This is a genomic window from Kitasatospora sp. NPDC057512, from assembly GCF_042802135.1.
Lineage (GTDB): Bacteria > Actinomycetota > Actinomycetes > Streptomycetales > Streptomycetaceae > Kitasatospora.
Map to the genome: position 1 here is coordinate 1 of NZ_JBHVET010000002.1, position 25,315 is coordinate 25,315.

At 74.7% G+C, this 25,315-nt stretch carries 23 protein-coding genes; 14 read left to right on the forward strand and 9 right to left on the reverse strand.

From position 1 onward, the window contains the following. The 3 genes from ACFU6K_RS00265 to ACFU6K_RS00275 form a co-directional block, all read left to right on the forward strand. Positions 1–550, forward strand: a 550-nt coding sequence (locus ACFU6K_RS00265; RefSeq protein ID WP_380659996.1) for an SDR family NAD(P)-dependent oxidoreductase, incomplete at its 5' end; no start/stop codon positions are given. A gap of 20 nt (positions 551–570) precedes the next feature. Continuing rightward, a complete protein-coding gene (locus ACFU6K_RS00270) occupies positions 571–1,008 on the forward strand; it encodes a MerR family transcriptional regulator (protein WP_380660037.1) in 438 nt (145 codons plus the stop codon). 51 nt (positions 1,009–1,059) lie between these two features. Beyond that, positions 1,060–2,595 carry an AMP-binding protein gene (locus ACFU6K_RS00275; protein ID WP_380659997.1) on the forward strand — a complete coding sequence of 512 codons (1,536 nt, stop codon included), beginning with the start codon at positions 1,060–1,062 and terminating at the stop codon, positions 2,593–2,595. A gap of 19 nt (positions 2,596–2,614) precedes the next feature. Here ACFU6K_RS00275 and ACFU6K_RS00280 read toward each other — a convergent pair whose 3' ends face one another. Then, the gene (locus ACFU6K_RS00280) at positions 2,615–3,439 is read right to left on the reverse strand and encodes a LuxR C-terminal-related transcriptional regulator (protein WP_380659998.1); all 825 of its coding nucleotides are present in this window, start codon (positions 3,437–3,439) and stop codon (positions 2,615–2,617) included. Between the two features lie 309 nt (positions 3,440–3,748). Here ACFU6K_RS00280 and ACFU6K_RS00285 point away from each other — a divergent pair, with 309 nt between their 5' ends. The 3 genes from ACFU6K_RS00285 (at position 3,749) to ACFU6K_RS00295 (ending at position 5,814) form a co-directional block, all read left to right on the forward strand. Then, on the forward strand, positions 3,749–4,567 hold the full coding sequence (locus ACFU6K_RS00285) for a TIGR03084 family metal-binding protein (protein ID WP_380659999.1): 819 nt from the start codon (positions 3,749–3,751) through the stop codon (positions 4,565–4,567). A 70-nt stretch (positions 4,568–4,637) separates the two neighbouring features. Beyond that, positions 4,638–5,252: a hypothetical protein gene (locus ACFU6K_RS00290; protein ID WP_380660000.1), complete on the forward strand. Its 615-nt coding sequence runs from the start codon at positions 4,638–4,640 to the stop codon at positions 5,250–5,252. Between the two features lie 85 nt (positions 5,253–5,337). Next, the gene (locus ACFU6K_RS00295) at positions 5,338–5,814 is read left to right on the forward strand and encodes a hypothetical protein (protein WP_380660001.1); all 477 of its coding nucleotides are present in this window, start codon (positions 5,338–5,340) and stop codon (positions 5,812–5,814) included. 39 nt (positions 5,815–5,853) lie between these two features. Here ACFU6K_RS00295 and ACFU6K_RS00300 read toward each other — a convergent pair whose 3' ends face one another. From ACFU6K_RS00300 to ACFU6K_RS00310, 3 genes are all read right to left on the reverse strand, one after another. Then, a complete protein-coding gene (locus ACFU6K_RS00300; RefSeq protein WP_380660002.1) occupies positions 5,854–9,186 on the reverse strand; it encodes an error-prone DNA polymerase in 3,333 nt (1,110 codons plus the stop codon). A 113-nt stretch (positions 9,187–9,299) separates the two neighbouring features. Then, the gene (locus ACFU6K_RS00305; protein WP_380660004.1) at positions 9,300–11,012 is read right to left on the reverse strand and encodes a DNA polymerase Y family protein; all 1,713 of its coding nucleotides are present in this window, start codon (positions 11,010–11,012) and stop codon (positions 9,300–9,302) included. A gap of 1 nt (position 11,013) precedes the next feature. Then, complete coding sequence (locus ACFU6K_RS00310) at positions 11,014–11,688, reverse strand: hypothetical protein (protein ID WP_380660005.1); 675 nt, start codon at positions 11,686–11,688, stop codon at positions 11,014–11,016. A gap of 300 nt (positions 11,689–11,988) precedes the next feature. Here ACFU6K_RS00310 and ACFU6K_RS00315 point away from each other — a divergent pair, with 300 nt between their 5' ends. The 3 genes from ACFU6K_RS00315 to ACFU6K_RS00325 all read left to right on the forward strand — a co-directional run bounded on the left by ACFU6K_RS00315 (position 11,989) and on the right by ACFU6K_RS00325 (position 14,072). Then, complete coding sequence (locus ACFU6K_RS00315) at positions 11,989–12,669, forward strand: ArsR/SmtB family transcription factor (RefSeq protein ID WP_380660006.1); 681 nt, start codon at positions 11,989–11,991, stop codon at positions 12,667–12,669. Then, a complete protein-coding gene (locus ACFU6K_RS00320) occupies positions 12,666–13,409 on the forward strand; it encodes an SRPBCC domain-containing protein (protein ID WP_380660007.1) in 744 nt (247 codons plus the stop codon). The genes ACFU6K_RS00315 and ACFU6K_RS00320 overlap by 4 nt, the downstream gene beginning before the upstream one ends. 90 nt (positions 13,410–13,499) lie before the next feature. Then, on the forward strand, positions 13,500–14,072 hold the full coding sequence (locus ACFU6K_RS00325) for a dihydrofolate reductase family protein (RefSeq protein WP_380660008.1): 573 nt from the start codon (positions 13,500–13,502) through the stop codon (positions 14,070–14,072). Positions 14,073–14,133: 61 nt separating this feature from the next. On the opposite strand, the gene ACFU6K_RS00330 is transcribed toward ACFU6K_RS00325, so the two are convergent. Next, a complete protein-coding gene (locus tag ACFU6K_RS00330) occupies positions 14,134–14,973 on the reverse strand; it encodes a class I SAM-dependent methyltransferase (protein ID WP_380660009.1) in 840 nt (279 codons plus the stop codon). A 123-nt stretch (positions 14,974–15,096) separates the two neighbouring features. Here ACFU6K_RS00330 and ACFU6K_RS00335 point away from each other — a divergent pair, with 123 nt between their 5' ends. Further along, positions 15,097–15,687 (forward strand): DinB family protein, encoded by a 591-nt coding sequence (locus ACFU6K_RS00335; RefSeq protein WP_380660010.1) that lies wholly within the window; start codon positions 15,097–15,099, stop codon positions 15,685–15,687. Positions 15,688–15,717: 30 nt separating this feature from the next. Here ACFU6K_RS00335 and ACFU6K_RS00340 read toward each other — a convergent pair whose 3' ends face one another. Continuing rightward, on the reverse strand, positions 15,718–16,275 hold the full coding sequence (locus tag ACFU6K_RS00340; protein ID WP_380660011.1) for an ATP-binding protein: 558 nt from the start codon (positions 16,273–16,275) through the stop codon (positions 15,718–15,720). A gap of 153 nt (positions 16,276–16,428) precedes the next feature. On the opposite strand from ACFU6K_RS00340, the gene ACFU6K_RS00345 reads away from it, so the two are divergent. Both ACFU6K_RS00345 and ACFU6K_RS00350 read left to right on the forward strand, forming a co-directional pair. Further along, positions 16,429–16,881 (forward strand): hypothetical protein, encoded by a 453-nt coding sequence (locus ACFU6K_RS00345; RefSeq protein WP_380660012.1) that lies wholly within the window; start codon positions 16,429–16,431, stop codon positions 16,879–16,881. 352 nt (positions 16,882–17,233) lie between these two features. Then, positions 17,234–18,370, forward strand: coding sequence for an SUKH-4 family immunity protein (locus tag ACFU6K_RS00350; protein ID WP_380660013.1), 1,137 nt, complete (start codon positions 17,234–17,236; stop codon positions 18,368–18,370). 204 nt (positions 18,371–18,574) lie between these two features. Here the strand turns inward: ACFU6K_RS00350 and ACFU6K_RS00355 are convergent, their stop codons facing one another. Then, on the reverse strand, positions 18,575–19,174 hold the full coding sequence (locus tag ACFU6K_RS00355) for a hypothetical protein (protein ID WP_380660014.1): 600 nt from the start codon (positions 19,172–19,174) through the stop codon (positions 18,575–18,577). 865 nt (positions 19,175–20,039) lie between these two features. Here ACFU6K_RS00355 and ACFU6K_RS00360 point away from each other — a divergent pair. After that, the gene (locus tag ACFU6K_RS00360) at positions 20,040–21,113 is read left to right on the forward strand and encodes a DUF2332 domain-containing protein (RefSeq protein WP_380660015.1); all 1,074 of its coding nucleotides are present in this window, start codon (positions 20,040–20,042) and stop codon (positions 21,111–21,113) included. 140 nt (positions 21,114–21,253) lie between these two features. Beyond that, positions 21,254–22,012, forward strand: coding sequence for a MerR family transcriptional regulator (locus ACFU6K_RS00365; protein ID WP_380660016.1), 759 nt, complete (start codon positions 21,254–21,256; stop codon positions 22,010–22,012). A 132-nt stretch (positions 22,013–22,144) separates the two neighbouring features. On the opposite strand, the gene ACFU6K_RS00370 is transcribed toward ACFU6K_RS00365, so the two are convergent. Next, complete coding sequence (locus tag ACFU6K_RS00370; RefSeq protein WP_380660017.1) at positions 22,145–24,538, reverse strand: FtsX-like permease family protein; 2,394 nt, start codon at positions 24,536–24,538, stop codon at positions 22,145–22,147. Further along, positions 24,535–25,248, reverse strand: a complete 714-nt coding sequence (locus ACFU6K_RS00375) for an ABC transporter ATP-binding protein (protein ID WP_234348522.1) — start codon at positions 25,246–25,248, stop codon at positions 24,535–24,537. The genes ACFU6K_RS00370 and ACFU6K_RS00375 overlap by 4 nt, the downstream gene beginning before the upstream one ends. Positions 25,249–25,315: the final 67 nt, after the last annotated feature.

The window sequence follows — 25,315 nt, forward strand, 5'->3', positions numbered from 1 at the left end:
GATCGTCCGGGCGGCGCTGGAGCGGTTCGGGCGGCTGGACGTGCTGGTCAACAACGCGGCGATCGTGCGGAGCGGGCAGGGGATCGGCGACTTCGACCGGGCGGGCGTCGAGGCGCTGCTGGCGACCAACCTGGTCGCCCCGGTGCTGCTCGGCCAGGCCGCGGTGCCGGCGCTGAGCCGGAACCGGGGCGTGGTCGTCAACGTCAGCACCGCCGTCGGGCAGCGCGGCTGGCCGAGCAACTCGGTGTACGCGGCGACCAAGGCGGCGCTGGAGACGGTCACCCGCAGCTGGGCGGTGGAGCTGGCGCCGCGCGGGATCCGGGTGGTGGCGGTGGCGCCCGGTGCGATCGACACCCCGATCGGCGACCACTCCGGGTACGGCCCCGAGCAGCGGGCGGCGATCCGGACGTGGCAGATCGAGCACACCCCGCTGGGCCGGATCGGCCGCCCCGAGGAGGTGGCCTGGGCGATCACCCGACTCGCCTCGCCGCAGGCCTCGTTCGTGACCGGCGTAGTGTTGCCGGTGGACGGCGGCGCGCTGGTTGGCTGACCGGGAGGGGGCGGGTGGCGGTGCGGATCGGCGAGCTGGCGGCCCGGACCGGCAGTACCGCGCGCGCTCTGCGGCACTACGAGCAGGCCGGGTTGATCGACTCCGAGCGCGCGCCGAACGGCTACCGCGAGTACGGCGAGCCGGCGGTCGTCCGGGTGCGCAACATCCGTGCGCTGGTGGCCGCCGGGCTCACCCTGGAGGACCTCCGACCGCTGCTGGGCTGCCTGGACGGGGACGTGCTGGCGGTCCGGCCGTCCGAGCAGGTGCTGGGGATCGCCCGGCGGCGGCTGGCGGTGCTGGAGCGCCGGATCGCCACCCAGACGGAGGCCCGGGACCGGCTGGCGGCGGCGCTGACGGCGGCCGGGGTGGGCGCGGACGGAGCCGAGACGGACGGGGCGGCGGTGGACGGGGCAGCGGTGGACGGGGCGACGGCGGCCGGGGTGGGCGCGGACGGGTGACACCCCCGATCGGGGGTGTGCAGGGGGCGGGTGGGGGAGGACAGTGGCCCCATGCAGATTCCACTCTCCGTGATGGACTTCCTCGACCGGGCCGAGCTGGTCTACGGCGACCGGGTCGGCATCGTCGACGAGCCGGTGCAGCCGGCCGAATCCTGGGGCGAGCTGAGCTACCGCAGGGTCGCCGAACTGGCCCGGGCCCAGGCCGCCGGGCTGGACCGACTCGGTGTCGGGCCGGGCGAGCGGGTCGCGGTCGTCTCGCACAACTCGGCCCGGCTGCTGACCTCCTTCTTCGGGGTGAGCGGGTACGGCCGGGTGCTGGTGCCGGTGAACTTCCGGCTGAAGGCCGAGGAGGTGTCGTACATCGTCGAGCAGAGCGGTGCCTCCGTACTGCTGGTCGACCCCGAGGTCGCCGACGCCCTGAGCGGGGTGGTGGCCGAGCACAAGTTCGTGCTGGGCGCGGACAGCGACGCCGTGCTGTACGACACCGACGGCACCCCGCGGCGGTACGCGGTGGACGAGAACGACACCGCCACCATCAACTACACCAGCGGAACCACCGCCCGCCCCAAGGGCGTTCAGCTCACCCACCGCAACATCTGGCTGAACGCGACGCTGATGGCCCTGCACTACGGCGCCGGCGACCGGGACGTCTACCTGCACACCCTGCCGATGTTCCACGCCAACGGCTGGGGCCTGCCGTTCTCGCTCACCGGCCTGGGCGCCCGGCACATCGTGCTGCGCAAGGTGGACGGCGCGGAGATCCTGCGCCGGGTGGAACGGCACGGGGTGACCTTCCTGTCCGGCGCGCCCGCCGTGGTCCAGATGGTGCTGGACGCGGCCGCCGAGTGGGACGGCCCGGTGCCCGGCCGGGACCGGGTGCGGCTGGTGGTGGCCGGCGCCCCGCCGCCGACCTCGGTGATCCAGCAGGTCGAGGAGCAGCTGGGCTGGGAGTTCATGCAGCTCTACGGCCTGACCGAGACCTCCCCGGTGGTCACGGTCAACCGCTCGCGGGCCGAGTGGGACGCGCTGCCGGCCGCCGAGCGGGCCGAGAAGCTGGTGCAGGCCGGCTCCCCCGCGCTCGGCACCCGGCTGCGGGTCGACCCGTCCGGCGAGGTGCTGGTGCGCTCCAACACCGTGCTGGACGGCTACTGGCAGCAACCGGAGGCCTCGGCCGAGGCGCTGCGGGACGGCTGGTTCCACACCGGCGACGGCGGCACCCTCACCGACGGCCTGCTGACCATCTCCGACCGCAAGAAGGACGTCATCATCAGCGGTGGGGAGAACGTCTCCTCGATCGAGGTGGAGGACTGCCTGTACGACCACCCGGCGGTCGCCGAGACCGCGGTGATCGGGGTGCCGCACGAGAAGTGGGGCGAGACGGTGAAGGCGCTGGTGGTGCTCCGGGAGGGCCACGAGGCGGTCACCGAGGCCGAGTTGATCGCGCACTGCAAGCAGCGGCTGGCCGGCTACAAGTCGCCCACCACGGTGGAGTTCCGGGACGCCCTGCCGCGCACCGCCACCGGGAAGCTGCAGAAGTTCCGGCTGCGTGAGCCGTACTGGACCGGGCGGGAGCGCCGGGTCAACTGAGGCCGTCCTGCGGCACCCTTCAACCGACGAGCCCCGACTCCCGTGCCGCGAGGGCGAGTTCGGTCCGGTTGCGGACCCCGAGCTTGTGCATCGCGGACTTGAGGTAGCCCGTCACCGTGTTGCAGGTCAGGCCCAGTCGGGCGGCGATCTCCGGGTTGGTCCGGCCGGTCGCCGCCCAGCGCAGCACCTCGTGCTCGCGCGGGGTCAACGGCGGTACGGGGGCGGCCGTCCGGGGCTTCTCGAAGGGCTCTCCACACGATTTTTCGCAGGGCTTTCCGCGGGGCCGTTCGCGACTCCAGGCGGCGGCCCCGGCCAGCGCCCGGGTCGCCGCCTTCGCCAGCGTGCCCACCGCGGAGATCCGCACGTCCCCGAACGGGACGACGGCGCGCAGCGAGGCGTACACCACGCCGTGCACGGTGTCGCCGTCGATCAGTGGGACGGTCAGCATCGCGTACAGGTCCTCGGCGGCCACGGCCGCGTCGTAGTGGTGCGAAATGGTGGTCGCCGCACGGTAGTCGGGCACCCAGGTGGGAGCGCGTTCGGCGAGCGCCCGGCCGCCGAGGCCGAGTCCGGCGGGGACGGGCACGTCGTGCAGCAGGTCGGCCCTGGTGCCGGCCCAGTGCCGCAGCACCATGCCCTCGCTGCCGGGGCGGCTGCCGGGCAGCGGCTCGGGCACGCCGACCAGGCCGACGTCGGCGCCGCACTCGGCCACCACCCGGCGGGCGAGGTCGCCGAGCACGGCGTCCCGCACCAGCTCGGCGGCGCGCGCGGCGAGTTCGGGGTCCTCGGGTCGCGCGGCGTCGGCGACGGGGTGCGCAGGATGGGGGTCCGCAGCCCTGGTCATCGCGGAATTGTCACACGCGGTGGGGCCGGTGGCGAGAGTCCTGACGTGCGTGTTTCGTGGAGTGGCGGACGCCGCCGCCGGGCCGGGCGTAGGGCGTGTCTGACAATTGGCGTCGGATCAGGGCGCGGCGTTGGGGTGCGTGCATCGCAAGGCGGAGGAGGGAGCCACTGCGGAGCATTGGCGACCGACGACAACGCGGCGAGGTGCGTGCACCGGCGTCGCGCACCCGGCGGGAATTGTTAGACACGCCCTGCGGTCCGGCCGTACGCTACCGGCGGGTAGCAACTGCCGTGACCGGAAAGGGAGCCGATGACCGAGCCGAACGTGCCGGGCGACGTGCTGGGCGGGCTGCTGGCGGACCTGCGGGCCGAGAGCGCGGTGCTGGACGACCTGGTCGCCGGGCTGCCGGCCGAGGAGTGGGCCCGCCCGACGCCCGCCGAGGGCTGGACGGTGGCGCACCAGATCGCCCACCTGGCCTGGACCGACGACTGGACGGCCCTGGCCGCGCGCGACCCGGAGGGCTTCGGCGCGTCGCTCGGCGGGCACTTCACCGAGCTGCTGGCGGCCGGCGCCGACCCGGTCGAGGACGGCGCCCGCGCCGGGGTGTCCGCCGGGCCTGCGGCGCTGCTCGCCCGCTGGCGGGCCGGGCGGACGGAGGTGCTGGCCGCGCTCGGCACCGCCCCGGCCGACGTCCGTCTGCCCTGGTTCGGCCCGCCGATGAAGCCCGCCTCGATGGCGACCGCCCGGCTGATGGAGACCTGGGCGCACGGCCAGGACGTCGCGGACGCGCTCGGCGCCACCCGCGAGCCCACCGACCGGCTGCGGCACATCGCCCACCTGGGGCTGCGCACCCTGGGCTTCGCCTTCACCCTGCACGGACTGCCCGTGCCCGAGCGCCCGGTCCGGCTCGACCTGACCGCGCCCGACGGCGGGTCCTGGTCCATCGGCCCGGCCGGGGCGCAGGACGTGGTGGCCGGCCCCGCCCTGGACTTCTGCCTACTGGTGACCCAGCGCCGGCACCGGGACGACCTCGCCCTCACCGCCACCGGGCCCGTCGCCACCGCCTGGCTCCCGATCGCCCAGGTCTTCGCCGGGGCGCCGGGCAAGGGACGGCAGCCCGGGGCGTAGGGCCAGGAGCGGCTGCCCGGGGCGCAGGGCGGGGCGTCGGCGGACCGCCGGGGTTGGTTGAATGGCACCCATGGACGACCTGCTCAACCGACTGCCCGCCATCCCCGACCTGCGCGACCGCTGCCGCGCCCTGGCCACGCTCGACGCGATCCTCAGCCCGGACGACTGGGAGGCGCGGTACCACTCCTTCGACGCCTCCTGGGACGAGGGCGAGGAGATGGCCTCGATGCGCGACGGCCAGGGCGACGACTGGTGCCTGGTCTTCTCCCCCGTCGGCGCCTACGGGCGCGGCTTCGACCACGAGGCGCCCAACGCCCCGGAGCTGCTCACGGCCGTGCCCGAGGAGTTCCGCCGCTTCGCCGAGGAGCCCGCCTTCGGGGACGAGGACGGGCCGACGGTCACCCGCTGCTTCTGGCGCGCCCACGAGGACGACGCCTGGCGGGGCGCGGCCGCCGAGCGGGGCGCGGAGGGCCTCTTCGACCTGCTGCTGGACGGCTCGGCCGCCGCCTACCGGGCCTGGGCCACGGAGTACTTCGAGCCGGAGCACGAGCCGGACCTCGCCGCGATCGAGCACGTCCTGGCGCTGCGCCCGCTCACCCCGGCCGTGCTGGCGGCGCTCAACCCGGACATCGACGAGGAGGAGCTCGCCGTCGACCTCGCGGAGATCGGCTACCCCTCCGTCTGACGTATCGTCACATCTGTTGGGCAGTACGGGTACACCACTCCTTCCGGCGGTAGGACGGAACCTTCCGGGGTGGTGGAATGCCCGCATGATCCGTACACGTGCCATGCGCACCGCACTGTCCTTCACCGCCGCCCTGCTCGCCGTCGGCGGCCTGGCCGCCGCCCCCGCCCAGGCCGCCGTCGCGGCGCCCGCCCCCGTGGTCGCCGGGGCCCGGGTCCGGGCGGCCACCCCGGCCGCCCAGCAGGTGCTCACCTTCCTGGCGGCGTACCGCGACGCCGTGGAGGGCGGCGCCGAGACCCCGCGGCAGGTCCGCGAGCAGTACCTCTCGCCGTACCTGAACTACCGGCTGGACCAGTGGGCGACGCAGCACGACGCCGACCCGGTGTTCCGCGCGCAGAACGTCCCGGCGGACTGGTCGGCCCAGCAGGTCAAGGAGGAGGAGGGCTACGCCTCCGTTCGGCTGACCGAGCTCTGGAGCGGCGGCGGCAGCCAGGACGTCTGGTACACCGTCCGCCTTACCGACCTGCGGATCTTCGACCTCGGCGACCAGCCCGCCTTCTAGCCGTACCCCGACGCGCGGAAGCACACCGGCCCGCCCCGCTCAGAGGCCGATCCGGAGCGGGGTGAGCCGGGTGGCGACCAGGTTGGTCGCGCCCCGGTCGCGCTCGACGCGGCCGTGCACCAGCAGCCCGGCCCGATCCAGGGCGGTGCGGCGCTGGGACTCCCAGACCGGGCGGTTGCAGATCACGTTGATCAGCCCGGTCTCGTCCTCCAGGCTGAGGAAGAGCACCCCGCCGGCCGTCGGCGGCCGCTGCCGGTGGGTGACCAGGCCGCCGACCACCACCTCCGTTCCCGGTGGCACGTCCGGGAGTTGGGCGGCGCACAGGGCGCCGCCGTGCTCCAGCCGGGCGCGCAGGTGCTGGAGCGGGTGGCTGGTGGCGGAGGTGCCGGTGGCCCACAGGTCGGCGATGGTCTCCTCGACCGGGCTCATGCCGGGCAGCTCCGGCGCCTCGGTTCCGGGGGTGGTGCCGGGGATCAGTCCGTCCGAGATCCCGGCGAACGCCCCGGCCGCCCACAGTGCCTGACGTCGCGTCAGGTCGAAGCAGTCGAAGGCTCCCGCCGTCGCCAGCGCCTCCAGGGCGGGCCCGGGCAGGCCGGTGCGGCGGGCGAAGTCCTCCAGGTCGGCGTACGGCTGCCCGGCCACGATCGCCTCGGCCTGCGGGGTGCCGATGCCGCGCACCGTCTCCAGGCCGAGCCGGATCGCCGGCTGCGGGCGTCCGGCGGTCAGCGGCGGTTTCGGGGTCGGCCCCCGGTACGGCTCCAGGGTGGGCCGCGCCCCGCTGGCGTTGACGTCCACCCCGCGCACCCGCACGCCGTGCCGCCGGACGTCCGCGACCAGGCTGAGCGGCGAGTAGAAGCCCATCGGCTGGTTGGCCAGCAGGGCGCAGGTGAAGGCCGCCGGGAAGTGGTGCTTCAACCAGGCGCTGGCGTACACCAGGTAGGCGAAGCTGATCGCGTGGCTCTCCGGGAAGCCGTAGTTGGAGAAGGCCTCGATCTTGCCGTAGACGTCCTCCGCCACCTCGGCCGGGATGCCGCGCTCGGCCATTCCGGTGAGCAGCCGCTCGCGCAGCCGGGCGACCCGCTCGTGCGAGCGCTTGGCGCCCATCGCCTGGCGCAGCCGGTCGGCCTCTGCGGGCGTGAACCCGGCGCAGTCGATGGCGAGTTGCATCATCTGCTCCTGGAACAGCGGCACCCCGAGGGTCTTGCCGAGGGCGTTCTCCATCAGCGGGTGCGGGCAACCGGGCGGCTCCACCCCGGCGCGGCGGCGCAGGTACGGGTGGACGGAACCGCCCTGGATCGGGCCGGGGCGGATCAGCGCCACCTCGACCACCAGGTCGTAGAAGTGGTCCGGCTTGAGCCGGGGCAGGGTCGCCATCTGCGCCCGGGACTCGACCTGGAACACGCCGACGGTGTCGGCCCGGCGCAGCATCGCGTACACGCCCTGGTCGTCGTCCGGGATGGTGGCCAGGTCGTAGCGCAGGCCGTGGTGCTCCGCGACCAGGTCGCAGGCGTCGTGCAGGGCGGCGAGCATGCCCAGGCCGAGCAGGTCGATCTTCACCAGCCCGGCGCCGGCCGTGGACTCCTTGTCCCACTGGAGTACGGAGCGCCCGGGCATCCGGGCCCACTCGGTGGGGCAGATCTCGCCGATCGGCTCCTTGGTGAGCACCATGCCGCCCGAGTGGATGCCCAGGTGGCGGGGCAGACCGTGGAGCTGGGTGGCGAGTTGGAGCACGTCGGCGGGGATGACGGCGTCCGCGCCGGGGGCGGAGCGGAAGTCGGTCTGCCGGCTGAACGCGTCCACCTGCCCCTGCGGGTAGCCGAGCACCCGGGCGGCGTCGCGGATCGCCAGCCGGGGCCGGTAGGTGATCACGTTGGCGACCTGGGCGGCGTGCTCGCGCCCGTAGCGGCCGTAGACGTACTGGATGACCTCCTCGCGGCGGCGGTTCTCGATGTCCAGGTCGATGTCGGGCGGCCCGTCCCGGGCGGTGGAGAGGAAGCGTTCGAACAGCAGCCTGTAGTGGATCGGGTCGACGGCGGTGATCCCGAGGGCGTAGCAGACCGCCGAGTTGGCGGCCGAGCCGCGGCCCTGGCACCAGATGTCCCGGCTCCGGCAGAAGTCCACGATGTCGTGCACGATCAGGAAGTAGCCGGCCAGGTCGAGGTCCTCGATCACGTCCAGCTCCTTGGCCAGCTGGCGGCGGGCGGCCGCGTTGCCGGGGCCGAAGCGGGCCGGGCCGCCGGCCGCGACCAGGGCCCGCAGGTGGCCGATCTCGGTCCCGCCCGCGGGGACGGGGAAGCCGGGCAGCTCCGGGTCCAGCCGGGCGAAGTCGAAGGCGCAGGCCCGGCCGAGTTCGGCGGTGGCCCGCCGCACCCCGGGGAAGCGGGCCAGCCGGCCGGCCATCTCGCGGCCCGAACGCAGGTGCGCGGTGCCGGCCGCGCTGGTCCAGCCGACCGCGTCCTGGAGGGTGCGGCGCTCGTGCAGGGCGGCGAGGCTCTGCGCGAGGCGGCCCTGGGCGGGGCCGGCGTGGTGGGCGTTGGTGGAGGCGACGACGGGGAGCCGCGCCTTCGCCGCGAGGGCGGCGAGGGCGTCGTTGCGCCGGTCGTCGCCGGGCAGCCACTGGTCGATCAGCTCGACGTGGACGTTCTCCCGGCCGAACGCCTCGGCGAGGGTGTGGAGCCGGCGCTCGGCCTCGTCCTGGTCCGGGCCGTGCCTCCCGGCGAGCGCGGCGGGGACCCGGCCGAGGCGGCAGCCGGTGAGCACCGCCCAGTGGCCGCCGTGCGCCCCGGCGAGCGCCCCGAGGTCGTACACCGGGTTGCCCTTGGCGCCGCCGGCCAGCTGGGCGGCGGCGATCGCGGCGGAGAGGCGGCGGTAGCCGGCCGGGTCGCGGGCGAGGACCAGCAGGTGCTCCTCCGTCCCGCCTTCGCGGTCCGTCCCGCCGGCTCGGCCCGTTCCGCCGGCTCGGCCCGTCCCGCCGTCTCGGATCGTCAGCTCGGCGCCGAACACGGTGGCCAGGCCCGTGCCCCGGGCCGCCTCGGCGAGCCGGACGGCGCCGTACAGGCCGTCGTGGTCGGTGATCGCGAGGGTCTCCACGCCCAGCCGGACCGCCTCGGCGACCAGATCCTCCGGGTCGCTGGCGCCGTCCAGGAAGCTGAAGGCGGAGTGGACGTGCAGTTCGGCCCAGGGGGTGGCGGGCTTCTCCGGTGCGGTGGACTTCTCCGGTGCGGTGGGTTCGGGTTCGGACCGGGGCTCGGGCTCGGCTTTCGGAGCCGGGGCGGGGCGGCGCAGCGGGACGACCGTACGGTCCGGCGCCGCGCCGGTCAGTCGGCGGTGCAGTTCGCTCCAGGGGAGCGTGGGGTGGCTGGTGAAGCCCATCGGGGGTTGCCTTCGTCGTTCTCGTGCTCGTCCTGCTCCCCCTTTCTCGCCTACTCGGCCTGCTCCGTTCGGCCTTGCCCTTTCCGGCCTGCTCCGTCCGGGTGCCGGGGCCGCTAGTCGTAGCCGGCCTCCAGGTACCAGGCACCCCCCTCCACGGTGAGCAGCAGCGCCCGGCCGCCGTCCACCACGACCTGGAACCGCGCCCGGCGCCGGGCCAGCGACTGGTCCCACCAGTACTCGACCGCCGGCCAGGGCCCGGTCCAGCCGTCCACCTGCTCCTCCCGGCCCCGGACCACGACCAGGGCCGGCCGGGCCGACACCCCCGCCCGGCCGTCCACCGTGACCGGCCGCCCGGCCCCGTCCAGCACCCGCACCGGCGCCGGCTCCCGCAGCACCACGGCGGGCCACACCTCCGGCAGCCGCCCCGGCCACGGCGCGTCGGCCGGCACCGCCGCCTCGTACGGCTCGCCCCACGGCACCTTCACCGCCTGCTCGCCCGGGCCGCGCCCGCCGGCCGGCTCGATCCGGCGCAGCCCGGCGTGACCGAGCACCGCCTGTACCCGGGCGACCGCGCGCTCCACCCGGTCGTCCGCCACGGCCTGGCCCCACAGCGCGAGCTGGCGGCCCTGGTCCGGGGAGAGGCCGTCGGGGGCCAGCCGGAGCAGGGTGAAGCCGGTGCCCTCCCCGCCTTCCCCGTCGCGGGTGCCGTTGCCATCGCCGTTGCCGTTGCCGTTGCCGTCGCCGGTGAAGGTGCCCGCGCCCTGCCAGGCCTGGAGCTGCCAGCGGACCCGCTCGGCCAGCGCCGTCGCGGACAGCCGACCCTCGTGCCGCCACAGCCGGGAGGCCGTCCGGCCGTCCGCGCAGGCCACCTCGACGGCCACCCGGCGGCAGGTCAGCCCGGCCCCGGCCAGCCGCTGGTGCAGCTGCTCGGCCAGCGCGCGGGCGACGAACACCAGCGGTTCGGCCGACGGCTCCGGCGGGTCGAAGCGCTGCTCGACGGCGAGGTCCGGCTCCTCGTCGCGGGGCACCAGCGGACGCGGCTGCAAGCCGCGGGCCAGCCGGTGCGCGACCGTCCCGGACGGGCCGAAACGGTCCGCGACCGACTTGGCCGGCAGCGCGGCGAAGGCCCCGACGGTGGGCAGGCCGAGCCGACCGAGCAGTTCGGCCAGCGCCTCGTCGCCCAGCGCGCTCACCGGGTACGGGGCGAGGAACTCCGCCGTCCGGCCGGCCGGGACCAGCACCCCGGCCCGGGCGGCGAGCACGGCGGCGAACAGGCCGTCGGCGACACCGACCCGGGCTTGGGGGGCGGTGGTGGCCGGTGGAGGGGTGGCGCTCTGCTGCTGTTCGACGGCCGGCGCGCCCGGGACGGCGTCCGGGACGAGCCGCTGCCCGAGGGCGTCCGCCACCGCCCTGGCGACCTTGGCGGCCAGCGCCTCCTCACCGCCGAAGTAGCGTCCCGGGCCCTTCACCGGGATCGCGCACAGGCCCGGGCGGATCACCTCCACCCGGGGCGTGAACGCCTCCACCGCCGCGACCACCGGCTCGAAACGGCGGGTCTCCGCCTCCGGGTCGCGGTCGCGCAGCTCCAGTTCCGGGCAGAGCCGCTGGGCCAGCTTGAGCCGCTGCCCCTGCCGCACCCCGGCCGCCCGGGCACCCTCCGAGCAGGCGAGGATCCGCCCGCCCTCGGTCACCGCGACCGGGTCGTCGCCGGTGACGGCCACCACCGGCCAGTCCGGGCACCAGACCACCAGCACCCGGGGGGTCCTGCCGTCCGCCGCCCCGGATGCCGTCTCGGACGCCGTACCGGACGCCATCTCGGCCGTCATCTCAGACCACCGCCGCCACGCGGGGTGCCATCGGCTCCGTCACCGGCTGCGACTGCGACTGCTCCTGGAGCGGGCGCACCGCGCCGTACTCGTCCGGCAGCCAGAGCCGGGCCGTCCGGCCGCGCACCGCCGAGCCGCGGCCCTCGGCCACCACCTCCACCTGCCGACCGGCGAGCTGCCCGTGGCCGTCGCCCAGCCCGAACCAGCGCCCGGAGCGCACCGCCAACCGCAGTGTCGCGCCCGGCCACGGTCCGGCGACCAGCAGCACACAGCCGCTGCGCCGCAGCACCGCCGCCAGCCGGGCGGCCAGCTTCGGCGGCACCGGCCCGTCCGGGCGCAGCATGATCAGCTCGACCGCGCCGGCCAGCACCGAGACCACCTCGGCCCAGTGCGACCCCGGGTCGTCCGCGACCAGCAGCCGGCGCAGGTCCAGCCCGTACCCCTCGGCGGCGGCCAGCCCCAGATCCGGCAGTCCGACCGCCGCGGCCCAGCCGCCCTCGGTCTCCTTCACCCCGGCGGCGAGCGCCAGCAGCAGCCCGGTGTCCCCGCCCGCCACCGACACCGCCGTCCCCCGGCGCAGCCCGGCCTCGGGCAGCACCTCCCGCAGCGCGGACGGCACCGGCAGCAGCCCCCGTCCCTCTGCCCGCTCCCCCTGCTGCCCCCGTTTCCCCGGCACGGCAGCCGGGGACGCCACCGGGCGGAGCACGGGGCGTGCGGTCTGCTCGGCGGTTGATTCGAAAATGGGTTCGAAAACGGGCACACCCCCAGGATCGAACATTCGTTCGCAAAGATTCAAGTCCGATCCGGCCACCCCACCCGCCACTCTCCGTCGCCCTGCCTTGGCGAAGGCCGCGCCGCGGTTCCGCGCGGCCTCCGGAGGGTCCGGCACCGGACGGGCGACACCCGTTCGTCCGACCGGACTACCGACAAGCCTTTTTTCCTTGACAAATTTTTTTGTCGGATGGATGCTGGAACGGTGCTGGAAGTCGCCGTGATCGAAGAACCCGCCGCGGCCGAGGCCTCGCTGGACCCCCTGCGGTCACGCCTCCTCGCCGCCCTGACCGAGCCCGCCTCGGCCGCCATGCTGGCCGCCCGACTGGGCCTGCCCCGACAGAAGGTCAACTACCACCTCAAGGAACTGGAGCGGCACGGCCTCGTCGAACTCGACGAGGAACGCCGCAAGGGCAACGTCACCGAACGGGTGTACCGCGCCACCGCGGCCTCCTACGTGATCTCCCCCAGCGTCCTGGCCGCCGTGAGCCCGGACCCCGCCCGCTCCCCCGACCAGCTCTCCGCCCGCTGGCTGCTGGCGCTCGGCTCCCGGCTGGTGCAGGAGGTCGGGGCCCTGCTGACCGGCGCCTCCCGGGCCCGCCGACGGGTCGCCAGCTTCGGCATCGACGCGCAGGTGCGGTTCGCCTCCGCCGCCGACCGGGCCGCCTTCGCCGAGGAGCTGGCCCAGTCCGTGGCCACCCTCGTCAGCCGCTACCACGACGAGTCCGCCCCCGGGGGCCGCAGCCACCGGGTGATCGTCGGACTCCACCAGATCCCCGCCGCCCAGCCCGGCCCCGGGGCGGAGAACGACGGCCCCGGCACGGAACAGGACGACCCCGGCACGGAACAGGCCGTCACCCGAGCGGACCAGGAGGACCCACGATGACCCACCCGTTCGAGATCGAGCTGGAGACCTCCCTGCCGGCGAGCCCGGAACAGGTCTGGGAGGCGATCGCCACCGGACCGGGGATCGACTCCTGGTTCATGGGCCGCAACGAGCTGGACCCGCGCGAGGGCGGCACCGCCGTCATGGAGACCGGGGGCCACCGCGCGGAGGCGGTCGTCACCGCCTACGAACCCGGCAAGCGCCTGGCCACCCGTACGGCCACCGGCGAGGACGGCCGGTTCATGGCCTTCGAGTACCTGATCGAGGGCCGGGACGGCGGCGCCACCGTGCTCCGCGTCGTCCACAGCGGCCTGCTCGGCGACGACTGGCAGGACGAGTACGACGCACTGCGCCGCGGCTGGCCCTTCCACCTCCACACGCTCCGCGAGTACCTCACCCACTTCCCCGGCCGCACCGCCGTCCCCGTCTTCGCCGCCGCACCGTCGGCCGGACGGACGGAACCGGAGGTCCGGGCCCTCCTCGCCCGCGCCCTGTCGCTGCCGCTCCCGGTCGCCGCGGGCACGCGGGTCCACGGCGAACCGGCGGGCCTGCCGCCGCTGGACGGCGAGGTGGTCTGGGCGGACGACGAGCGCTTCGAGGTCCGCACCGCCGACGGGCTCTACACCTTCCACCACGGCTCCGGACTGGTGCTGATGTTCCACCACCTCTTCGGCCCGACTCCGGCCGGGACCGGGGCCGAGGCCGCTTGGCAGCAGTGGCTGGCCGGCGCCCTCACCTGACCTTCCGGACCTTTCAGACCTTCAGATCCTTCTTCAGATCTCCTTCAGACCCGACAGAAGCAGAACCGCACGAGAACCGAGGTACCACCCATGCGCACCCTGATCAGCACCGCCTTCATCTCTCTCGACGGCGTCGTCGAGGGCCCCGGCGGCGAACCCGGCTACCGCAACTCCGGCTGGACCTTCAAGGACATCGAGTTCCTCCCCGAGGCGTTCGAGATCAAGGGGCGGGAGCAGGAGGAGGCCACCGCGATGCTGCTCGGCCGGGCCAGCTACCAGGCGTTCAGCCCGGTGTGGCCGGACATGGCGGAGTTCGCCCACTACAAGACGCTGCCGAAGTACGTCGTCTCCACCACCCTCACCGAGGACGACCTGGTGTCGAACTGGGGCGAGACCACCATCCTGCGCTCGCTCGACGAGGTCGCCGCGCTGAAGGAGACCGAGGGCGGCCCGATCATCGTCCACGGCAGCGCCACCCTGAACCACGCCCTCTCGGACGCCGGCCTGATCGACCGCTACCACCTGCTCGTCTTCCCGCTGCTGCTCGGCGCCGGCAAGCGCCTGTTCAGCACGACGGACAAGGACGCCCAGAAGCTGAAGCTGGTCGAGTACGAGGCCTACGGGAACGGCATCCAGAAGCAGGTCCTCGACGTCGTCCGCTGACCGCTCGCCGCTCCTCCCTCCCGTGGGGGCGTTGACGACCGCTAGAAACCGCCCGGGACCGTCAACGCCCCTCCGTGGTGCGCCAGATGAACACCTCGCTGCTCGGCTGCCGCTCCGAGAAGAGCCCCGACGGCGAGGCCCGGGCGAGGAGGCGGCGGAGGTCCGCCTCGAAGGCCGGACGGCGCCCGGCGAAGAGGTGCGGGGCCGAGGAGGAGAGCGCGAAGACGCCCGCGACCGTGTCGTCGGCCGTGCGCTCCAGCGGCCGCCCGCCCGGGACGACGATCCGCTGCGGGCCGACGAAGCCCGCCCGGGCGAGGACGGCGGCCTCGTCGCCCGGCGTGCCGTGCGGCAGCAGCCCCTGCCCGGCGCGGCGGACCGGGCCGAGGTAGTGCCGGACCAGCCCGTCGATCGCGGCGTACGGGACCGGCGGGTGCGGCAGCCCCTCGGTGGGACGCGGTTCGCCCTTCAGGTCCGAGACGTGCGCCAGGGCGCCGCCGGGCCGCAGCACGCACCGTACGGTCGCCGCCACCAGGTCGCGGTCCATCCAGTGGAAGGACTGGCCGAAGACCGCCAGGGTGAAGGTGCCGAGGCCGGGCGGCAGTTCCTCGGCCCTGGCCCGCACCCAGATGGCCTTGGGCTCCGCGGCGCCCACCCGGCGCGCCTCGGCGATCATCCCGGCGTCCGGGTCCACCCCGACGACCTCGCCGAACAGGTGGGCCAGCCCCAGCGCCAGCGTGCCCGGCCCGCACCCCACGTCGAGCAGCCGCCCCCGCCCGTCGAGCCCCAGCGCCCCGGCCAGCGCCTCCGCCAGTCCGGGGGCGTACGGGAGCCTACCGCGGGTGTAGTGGGCGGCCGTTCCGGCGAACAGCGTCTCGTCCCAGGACCAGGCGTCGCCGGTCACGGCTGCTCCTCCCAGGTCTGTTTCGGGCGAACAGGACCGATCATGGCACGAGTTGACGCCTGACCAGGGCGGGTGGAACCGGAAATCGATGGACAGGCATCCTGCGATCAACAGACTGTTCCCATGACCGCTACAGATGACAAGAACGACCTCCGGATCTACATCCAGGATGCCCGCGACGCCCTGCTCTGGAAGCTCGAAGGCCTCTCCGAGTACGACCTGCGCCGCCCGCTCACCCCCACCGGAACCAACCTGCTGGGCCTGGTCAAGCACGTCACCGGCGCCGAGGCGCTGTACTTCGGCGACACCTTCGGCCGCCCCTTCCCCGAACCGGCCCCGGTGTGGATCACCGGCCAGACCGAGCCGAACGGCGACCTGTGGGCGCGGGCGGACGAGAGCACCGAGGAGGTCGTCGGGCGCTACCGGCGGGTCTGGGCGCACTCCGACGCCACCATCGAGGCCCTGCCCCTGGACGCCGTCGGCAAGGTGCCGTTCGGCGCCCGCCACGAGCAGACCCTGCACCGGGTGCTCGTCCACATGATCGCCGAGACCCACCGCCACGTCGGCCACGCCGACCTGGTCCGCGAACTCGTGGACGGCGCCACCGGCCAGCGCTCCGACGGCGCCAACACCGCCCCCGGCGACGCCGACTGGTGGCGGGCCCACCACGACCGCGTGGAGCGGGCGGCCCGGGAGGCCGGCGGCCTCGCCTGAACCGGGGCCCACCGGAGAAAGCCGGGGACCTCAGACTCCGTGCCGGGCGGGTGCGCCGACGTGCCGTACGACGGCCGCCGCCCGGTCGGCGAGCGGCCCCGGGGCGATCGGGACGCACCCGTACCCGAACTCGGCATAGGCCTCCCGGTGGATCCGCTCGAACCGCAGCGACTCCTCGTACGAGATGCGCCGCGCCTCGGTCGGGGTGACGAAGCCCGGGCTCTCCACGAAGAACACCCGGCGCTCGTACACCTCCTCCGCCCGGATCCGGTCGAGCTCCCGGGCGAGGGCCGGGGTCACGGGATGGCCGAGGTACACCGCCAGGGCGTACGTGCACACCGGCGAGCGGTCGAAGAACCGCACCTCCCCCGGCCCGCCGACGACCCCCTCCTGCCGCCGCCGCTGCAGGGCGACCACCGCGTCCACGAACGACGGGTCCGCCCACGGCTCCGGCACGCCCTGGGCCCGCCGCAGCGCGATGACGTCCGTGGCGGCCTCCTCGACCACCGGGTAGCCCGCGCACTCCAACCACCGCAGGACCGCCGTCTTCCCGGCGCCCGGCGTACCGGTCAGCAGATAGCGCTTCATCCCCGCACTCTACGGGCCCGGGGGTGGCGGGTGCGGGGGCGCCGTAGGGTGGCGGCCAGTTCCTGCTGAACGGGCGGGAGTTGTGGTCGGACACCGAGCGATTCCGCCCCCAGTACGTCGCCTTCTGCTGTCCGCGCCGGATGCGGCCAACCGGTGCGGACAGCAGGCGAGTTCGCCGCCTGGGTGGAGGAGCGGGCGGAGCAGCCGGTGGCGGAGCTCGCGGCACCGTTCACCTTCACGGTCGGCCTCGGCGACTCGCTGCGGCTCGCTCCGCGCCGCAGCGAGCATGTGGCCTGCGCGGGTGGGGAGTTGGTACTGAGCGCCGGGGAGGTCGGGTTCCGGCGTTCGCGGGACGGATGGGAGGTCGAGACGGTCAGCAACCACTCCACCGGCTACTGCCCCGACACCGCCTCCTGGCCCGCCGTCGCCGCCGCGCTCGCCCTCATCGGACTCCCGCACCCCGACGCCTTCACGCACGCGGTGGTGTTCCGCCGCTGCCCGCGGTGCGGCCGCTGCAACCTCGTCCGCGAGGAGCACTACGCCTGCGCCTTCTGCGACGCGGACCTGCCCGAGCACTGGAACGTCGACGAGGTCGCGCTGCCGTGACCCGGGCGGGCCCACCGCCACCGAGCGCTGCCGGGCCGGGCCCGCCGGACCGCCCCCTCCGCCACCCGACCGACCTCCGCACGTCTCCCCCACCGCCGTGAGGAACGCCTCGGCGCTGCCGAGCGGCGCAGGGCCGCCCGCCCCACCGAACCCGCCGCACGCCCACACCCCGCCCGCAAAACACCTCGGCACTGCCGGGCCGGGCCCGCCGGACCGCCCCCTCCGCCACCCGACCGACCTCCGCACGTCTCCCCCACTCACAGAGCCCGTCAGCACTGTCAGGCCGGACCGCTAGGGTCGGTGGGTCACGGGGCAGGCCGGGAAAGGGTGGGGGCACGTGAGGAGTGAGCGGGTGGCGGAGCTGCCGGGTGGGGTGGTGCACGCGGGGAGCCGGGAGTTCCTGGTGCGGGAGGGGCTGCCGGCGGCCGGGGCCTTCCTGGACTTCGAGGCGCTCGGGGGCGGGGAACTGACGGCGATCCCGGCGGAGGCCGAGCAGCTGTTCGTCCTCGGGGAGACGGAGTACTGCACGCCGTTCGCCGCCGGCGGCAGCCTGGTGCTGCTGGACGGGGTGACCGGTGAGGTGTTCCTGGACAACGGTGGCCCGCGCCGCGACCTGCTGGCCTCCGGCCTGACCGCGCTGGCGGGCCTGGTGCGCGAGGTCGACGCGGTGGCCGAGGCGGCGCTGCGCCCGGAGGCGCTGGACGGGCGGCGCGGGCCGGCCGTCCTGGCCGAGGTGCTGGCGGGAGCCGAACGGCGGATGCGGGAGATCGATCCCGGCCTGTTCGGCGACGGCTCCGCGCCGCCCCCGCACTGGGGCACCGCGCTGCTGGTGCGGGCGCTGGGCTGGGGCGCCCTGCCGGGCGGTCCGGGCGGGCCCGCGTACGCGATAGCCCCGGAGCTGGTGGCGGAGCTGGCCGCACTGACGGACGAGGACGGCGGCCCCGGCCGGGTGCACCGCTTCCGGCCCGACGAGCTGCCCGCCGCCCTGGTGCACGAGCCGACCCGGCGGCTGCTGACCGAGGTCGGCCTGCCGCTGGGCGGGGCGATGTTCGGGGTGTGCGAGGAGCCGCTGGCCACCATGGGCGAGGCGTACCCCGAGTACTTCGACGGCGAGGAGGAACGCCCGTACCAGCGGGACTTCCTCGCCCTCGGCGACTGGCCGACCGACCTCACGATCGCCTTGGACGGCGCCACCGGACGGCTGGAGCTGCCGGACTGGTACGACGACGGCCACCCCGAGGCCTACCTCAACCGCGACCTGTCCGCCCTGCTCTACGCCCTCTGGACGTACGAACGGCTGCGCGCCGAATGGGACCGCTGGGACTACGGCCGGGCCCGGGAGACGTGGTCGGTGTTCGATCCGCAGGCGCTGCTGAGCGCGGTGGTGGACCGGCTGGTGGAGGCCGTCGACCCGGAGGCGTTCGCCTCGCCCGGCTGCTCCTGGCGACTGCTCGCCGAGGACGGCCACATGGGCGGCCTGCTCGGCTGAACGCCCGGGCGCCTCGACGTCTCGACGCCTGGTGCGGAGGGTTGGCGGCCGGTTGGTGCGGTTGGTGCGGTTGGCGGCCGTGGGCGGTCGGTGAGCGCATGACGGACCCGGGCGGCGTGGTTGACCTGCCTCACCGAACTTTGACGGCGGCTCAAGGAGGTTGGACCGCTCGCCACCGGCTGCCGGCCAGGCCTGGACGAGCGGTCAGGTCCGGTCGGCGCCGAACAGGGGGTCGAGCGGCTCGCCCTCGTATCCAACGACGAGGCAGGCTGTCGCGACCGGCCCCAGGGAGAGCTCTGCGAGCCGGGCGAGGACCGCCGCTTCGGACGGAAGCGCGGCCGGATCGAGGCCGAGGGCCCGGGCAGCACGATCGCGCCGCTCGTCGAGGTCGGGCAGGTCCTCCCGGTACTCGTCGGCGATGGCGCGGAGTTGCTCGGCCGTCCGGCCGGAAGCGTCCCTCCACCACGGTGCCACAAGGCACAGCTGCACCAACTCGGGCAGTCCGAGGGCGATCAGCCCGGCCTCGCCGTCGAGGCTCACGTACACCACCGGGCGTTCCTCACCGCCCTCGCCGACGAAGCAGAAAGCGTCTCCGGTACCCGCCTGCGCGAACTGCTCCAGCCGGGCCCCGGAGGCGAGACGGACTCCGTCCTCCAGCTCGTGGTCGGCCGGGCTCGTCGCGTCGAGGTCCGCGGCCCAGGCAAAGAACGCGACGACCTCCTCATGGCCGACCAGGCGGGGCAGCAACGTGTCGGGGCGAGTTGGATCGCTGATGCCGCCTGCTGTCGCAGTTGATCTGTTCATCCCGCAACCGTACCCAGGCCCCCGGCGCCACCCACCACCCGGGACAGCAACCGTGAGTACGCGGTCTCACCGAAAGCTGCGCGGTCCAACTCCGATGAGACAGGCCCCCACCCGTCAGACTTCGTTGAGACTCGTCAAAGTTCGTTGAGACGGGTCAGTGGTGACTGTGCCGGATCGCGGAGACCGGGGCGAGGACGCGTGGCAGGACGCGAAACCGTCACGCTGCCCGGGACGCAGCCCTGGCGGCGTTCGAGGCCGACCGGGTGTAACCACGGCGCTCAAGGACCTGCGCATGGGTGCTCTTGCCCGAGCCGGGCAGACCGCACATCATCACGACGAGGCCGCGCTCCGCATCACGACGAGGCCGCGCTCCGTCCTGTCCAGATGTGGCAGAAGGTCTTCTTCCATGCGGGGTGAGGCTAGTGTGCGGGCGGGCAGTCGTGCTCGGGGCTTTCCTCGGAGCCCACCTGCCAGGTGATCGAGCGACCCGGCGGGGAGCGGCTCTTGGCGCGAGCTGTCTTCGTGGACCGGCTCCTGGCCACGCTGGTGTACCCGAGGCCGGGGTACCGCACGCGGCGCTCGCCCAGTTGTACCGCTGGGAGACACCGCAAGCCCACCACCGAACTCGTGCTCGCCCGACGGGCCACCTGCTGATCACCCGGTGGCCGATCCGCGAGGCCGGCACGCCCTGAACTCAATCACTCCCAAGGCTATGAGCTCCCCACCACCCGGCGGTCGCGGCGGACCGTACCACTCCCGCTTCACCGTCCGGAAGAGCGCTTGGGGTCAGCGGGTGGCACATCGGCCTGGGCGTAGGCTGGGCCGATTCGATCACTCGTGAAGGCATCGAAAGGACCTGTGGGGGATGCGCAGCGACACGGAGGAGCTCTACCGGGCGTTCGCGGAGCGGGAGGCGCGCGGGAACTCGCCGGTCTACCAGGAGCTGGCCGAAGGCGTCGCCGGGGACGGGAAGTTGCGCGCACTGCTGGACGGGCTTCCGACCGCGAAGCGGCAGCCGAACCTGCTGTTCGGCGCGGTCCGGCACCTGGGTGGACCGGTGACGGAGGGTTGGCCGGCCTTCCGCGGCTGGGCGGCGGAGCGGTGGGCCGAGGTCTCGGCGACGATGCTGGAGCGGCGGACGCAGACCAACGAGGCGGGCCGCTGCGCCACCCTGCTGCCGCTGCTGGCCGCGCTGCCGCAGCCGCTCGCCCTGATCGAGGTGGGCGCCTCGGCCGGGCTCTGCCTGTACCCGGACCGGTATCGGTACCGGTACCGGTACCTGGCCGGGGACGGGGGCGGGCAGGGGGACGGAGCCGGGGCCGGGGCCCGGGACGAGCAAGGGGACGGACATGAGCGTGGGTCCGGTGCCCCGGTCGCCGAGTTCGGCGCCGCCGCGAGCCCGGTGACGCTGGACTGCGTGGTGAGCGGGCCGGTTCCGCTCCCCGACTCCCTGCGGGAACGGCTGCCCGAGGTGGTGTGGCGGGCCGGGATCGACCTCAATCCGTTGGACGTGCGGGCCGAGGAGGACATGCGCTGGCTGGAGTCGCTGGTCTGGCCCGAGCAGACCCACCGGCTGGACCGGCTGCGCGGCGCCGTCCGGGTCGCCCGGGCCGAGCCGCCGCTGCTGGTGCGCGGCGATCTCAACGCGACGGTACGGGAGTTGGTCGCGCAGGCCCCGGCGGGGGCGACGCCGGTGGTGTTCCACAGCGCGGTGCTCGCGTACCTGCGGCCGGAGGAGCGGGAGGAGTTCGCGGCGACGATGCGCGAGCTGCCCGGGCACTGGATCTCCAACGAGGCGGTCTCGGTGCTGCCGGCCGTCGCCCGACGCCTCCCCCGCCCGGCGGCCGTCGCCGGGCTGTTCGCGCTCGCCCTGGACGAGCGGCCGGTGGCCTTCACCGGACCGCACGGGCAGTCCCTGGACTGGTTCGGCGAGGGCTGAGCGGCGTACGACACCTTGCTGGCAGCGCGGACGTCCCGGGCTTGAAGCTGCCGCAGCGGCAGCTTCTACCGTCGTGACCAGGGCCGGAGAATCGGCCCTGGTCCACGCGAACGTGGGACGTGGAAACGAGGGAGGCAACCATGGCCTGGCCCATCGCCGAGGTGGCCCGAATGTCCGGTGTGACGGCCAGGACCCTGCGGCACTACGACGAGATCGGGCTACTGCCCCCGGCCTGGATCGGCTCCAACGGCCACCGCTACTACGAGGAGCGGCAGCTGCTCCAGCTGCAACAGATCCTGGTACTGCGGGCGCTGGGCGTGGGGCTGACCGAGATCGCCCGGATCCTGGGCGATCAGGTGGACGAGCTGGAGGCCCTGCGGGGCCACCGCCGGCGGCTGGTCGCCGAGCGCGACCGGCTCGACGCCCTGGCCACCACCGTTTCCCGCACGATCGCCGACCTGGAACGCTCCCGGAAGGACGGCACGCCCATGACCATCAACCGCCCCGAGAACCTGTTCGAGGGCATCCAGCCCGACGACGTCGACGCGAGCCTGCGCGACTTCCCCGAGCACGCCGAGGCGGCCCGGCGCGCGACCGCCGCGATGACCCCGGCCGAGATCGAGGCCGGACAGCGCCAGCGGACCGCCCGCATGATCCGCCTGGCGGAGCTGATGGCGGCCGGCCACCCGGCCGACGCCGAGGCCGTGCAGAGCACGGTCGAGGAGGAGTACCGGCTGCTCCACAGCTTCCGGTCCGTCTCGACCGAGGAATACCTGGCGATCGCCCGCTCCTGCACCGAGAACGAGCAGTGGAGCGCCGCATACGAGGCCATCGCCCCGGGCCTGGCCGCGTACCAGCGTGCTGCCATGGAGGCGTACGCGGCGGCACGGCTGTCCTGACCCGGGCCTGACCCGGGCCTGATCGGACGGCCTGGGTCGGCCCTGCCCTGCCCTGCCTGGGAACCTTACGGGGGGTTCCCAGACGGGGCCGGGTAGCGGGTGTGTTTCCTCTCCTGGCCCTCCTCCGCGTCGTTACTCCGTCCGCAGCGCCGTGACCGTCCTGGTGCGGGCCGCCCAGGTGGCCGGGAGGACGGCTCCGAGCAGGGCCAGCACCAGGCCGCCGAGTATCAGCGGCCCCACCACCGACGGGGCGAACACGGCGAGGTCCGCGTCCGGCACCCCGATTCCGGCGGCCCGTGCCATCGCGGGCATCACCCGGTGGTGCACCAGGATGCCGATCGGGACCCCGATCAACCCGGCCGCCAGCCCGCTGCCGCAGACCGAGGTGAGCACCATGCCGACGGTCTGCCGGGGTGACATCCCGAGCGCCTTGAGCACCCCGAGGTCGTGCACCCGCTCCCGGGTGTCCAGCAGCACGGTGTTGAGCACCCCGAGTCCCGCCACCACGGAGAGCAGCAGCGTGAGCGTGCCCGCCAGGGTGTTCATCGCCAGCACCACGATGCTGAGGTGCTCCTCTCCGGGGTCGGCACTCAGGCCCAGGGGCTTCACGGCCTGGTCCAGCCCGTCGGCGTAGGCCTGCGCACCGGTGCCCGGGGCGAGGTCGATGTGGAAGGTGAGCGCCTCGGCGTGGATCGCGCCGCCGAGCGGCGCCAGCGTGGACCGGTCCGTGAACACCAGGTCGTTGGTGGTCAGGACCTCACCGGTGATCTTCGCCGGGGTGCTGCGCCCGTGGTCGGTGAGGGTGACGGTGTCACCCACCTTCACCTGGGCGGCCCGCAGGGTGGCGGCGGCCACCACGACCTCGCCGGGGCCGTGGAACCAGCGGCCGGAGACCAGTTGGAAGCCGCTCCAGGAGGTGTCGCCGCTGAACGCGACCACTTCGGAGCGCCCGGTGCTGCCGGCCAGGGCGACCGGGGTCGGGACGGTGCTGTACCAGGCCCGGGTGCCCGGGCGCGAGTCGATGGCCCTGGCCACGGCCGCCTCGTCGACGTGGTCGGCGGACGGCGTGGAGCCCTCGATCGGGGTCTGGACCACCACCTTGCCCGCGCGGTCGGCCGCCAGACCGTCCTGGATCGAGCCCAGCGAGAGCGTCAGGCCGACGCAGAGGGTGACCCCGACCGTGCCGAGCACCACGGCGGCTCCGGTGGTCGCCGAGCGGCCCGGCCGGTTGAGCGGGGAGGCCAGCCCGAGGCTGAGCGCCCGTGGCACCGGCAGCCGGCCGATCAGCTCCTGCGCCCGGGACAGCGGGCCCACCGCCCCCGCCCCGCCGACCGTGCCGCGGGCGGCTGCCCGCTTGGCGCCCGGCGCCGTCCGGCCGACCGCGAGCGCCTCCACCGTCCGCAGCTGCCCGGCCCGCAGCGCCGGTACCAGCGCGGTGCCCGCCACCGCCCCCAGGGCCGCCACCGCGACCACGACGTCCACCCAGACCGGGATGCCGAGCAGCCCGCCGCGCAGGGCCTTGTGAGCCAGCCCGAGGACCGGTACGGACAGCAGGTTGCCGAGGAGCACGCCGAGCGCCGTGCCGACCCCGGCGGGTATCAGCGCCTGGCCGACGTAGGCGCGCGCCACGTGGGCCGGGGTGAAGCCCAGGGACTTGAGGATGCCGATCCGCCGGGTGGCGGCGCTGACGGCGCCGCTGACCACGACGCCGATGATCAGCACCGACATGGCCAGGCCGAGCACCCCGAAGGCCGTGACGAACGGGACGAAGGTCGAGGCCGTCCGGTTCGCCTCCTCCCGGGCGGGCCGGTAGGAGGTGGCCTTGGCGAGCGCACCGCCCGGGACCGCGGCGGCCAGTGCGGCGCGGTCGGCCTCCACCTCGGCGTCGCTACCGGCGTGGGCGAAGCGGTAGAGGTACTGGGCGGAGGGCTCCGTGCCGGGCGCCGTCAGCCCGGCCACCTGCTCCGGGGCGACCCAGCCGTCCGCACTCCAGGAGACCGAGGCCGCCAGGCCGACGACCTTGAGCGTCGGGTGCCCCGGCAGGTCCGGGAACTCCATGCTGTCGCCGACCGCCAGCGGGGAGTGCCCGTCCGGGAAGACCACCTCGCCGGGCCCGGCGACCCAGCGGCCGTCGGTGATCCGCAGGCCGTCCAGCGGACCGTCCTGGGCGCGGCCGACCAGCGTCATCGGCGGCAGCGGGCTCCCGGCCGGCGGGATCCGGGTGCCGGGACCGGAGCGCGGCTGGACGGCGACCGCCTGGTAGGGGCCGGCCGAGGCCGTCACGCCTGGCGCGTGGGCCGTCGCGGCGAGCTGGGCGGGGCTCGCCCTGGCCCGGTCGTACAGCACGTTGAGGTGGGCGCCGTGCTGGTCGGCGAAGGATCGCTGGTACGGACCCTGGGCGGCGACCAGCAGCCCGAGCGCGAGGATGCACGCCGTCACGGACACCATCGTGGTGAGCACCATCACCAGGGTCTGCACCCGCCGGCGGCCGACCCCGGCGCGCACCACCTTGCCGAGCGCGCTCATCGGCCACCGCCCGGTGCCGGCACGGCCGCCGTGTCCCGGACCAGCCGGCCGTCGAGCAGTTCGATCGTCCGGTCGGCGCAGGCCTCGGCGAGCGCGGTGTCATGGGTGACCAGCAGGATCGTCTGGCCCTCCGCGTTGAGCCCACGCAGCAGGTCGCGGACGTCGGCGGCCGAGGCGGTGTCCAGCGCCCCGGTGGGTTCGTCGGCCAGCAGCAGCGGCGGACGGTTCATCAGCGCCCGGGCCACCGCGACGCGCTGGCGCTCCCCGCCGGAGAGCCGACCGGGGAAGGCCTTGGCGTGCCGGGCCACCCCCAGCCGCTCCAGCAGCTCCCCGGCCCTGGCCCGCGCCTGCTCCCGCCGCATCCCGGCCAACTGGGCCGGGAGCAGCACGTTGTCCTCCGCGGTCAGGTCGTCCAGCAGGTTGAAGAACTGGAACACCATGCCGATCCGCGCCCGCCGGTACTCGGCCAGCGCGGCCTCGCCGAGCCGGTGCACGGCGACGCCGTCCACCTCCACCTCGCCCTCGCTCGGGCGGTCGAGGCCGGCGATCAGGTTCAGCAGGGTGGACTTGCCGCTGCCCGAGCGGCCGAGCACGGCCAGTGCCTCGCCGGCCCGGACCTCCAGGTCGAGCCCGGCCAGGGCGGGACGGGCGGCGTCGGATCGGTCGTACGTCTTGCTGACGCCGCGGATCCGGATGATCGGCGCGTTCACGGGCCCTCCACTGTTCGGCGTCCGGCCCCGGGAACCCCGGTCCGGCTGACGGAACATCACGCTACGA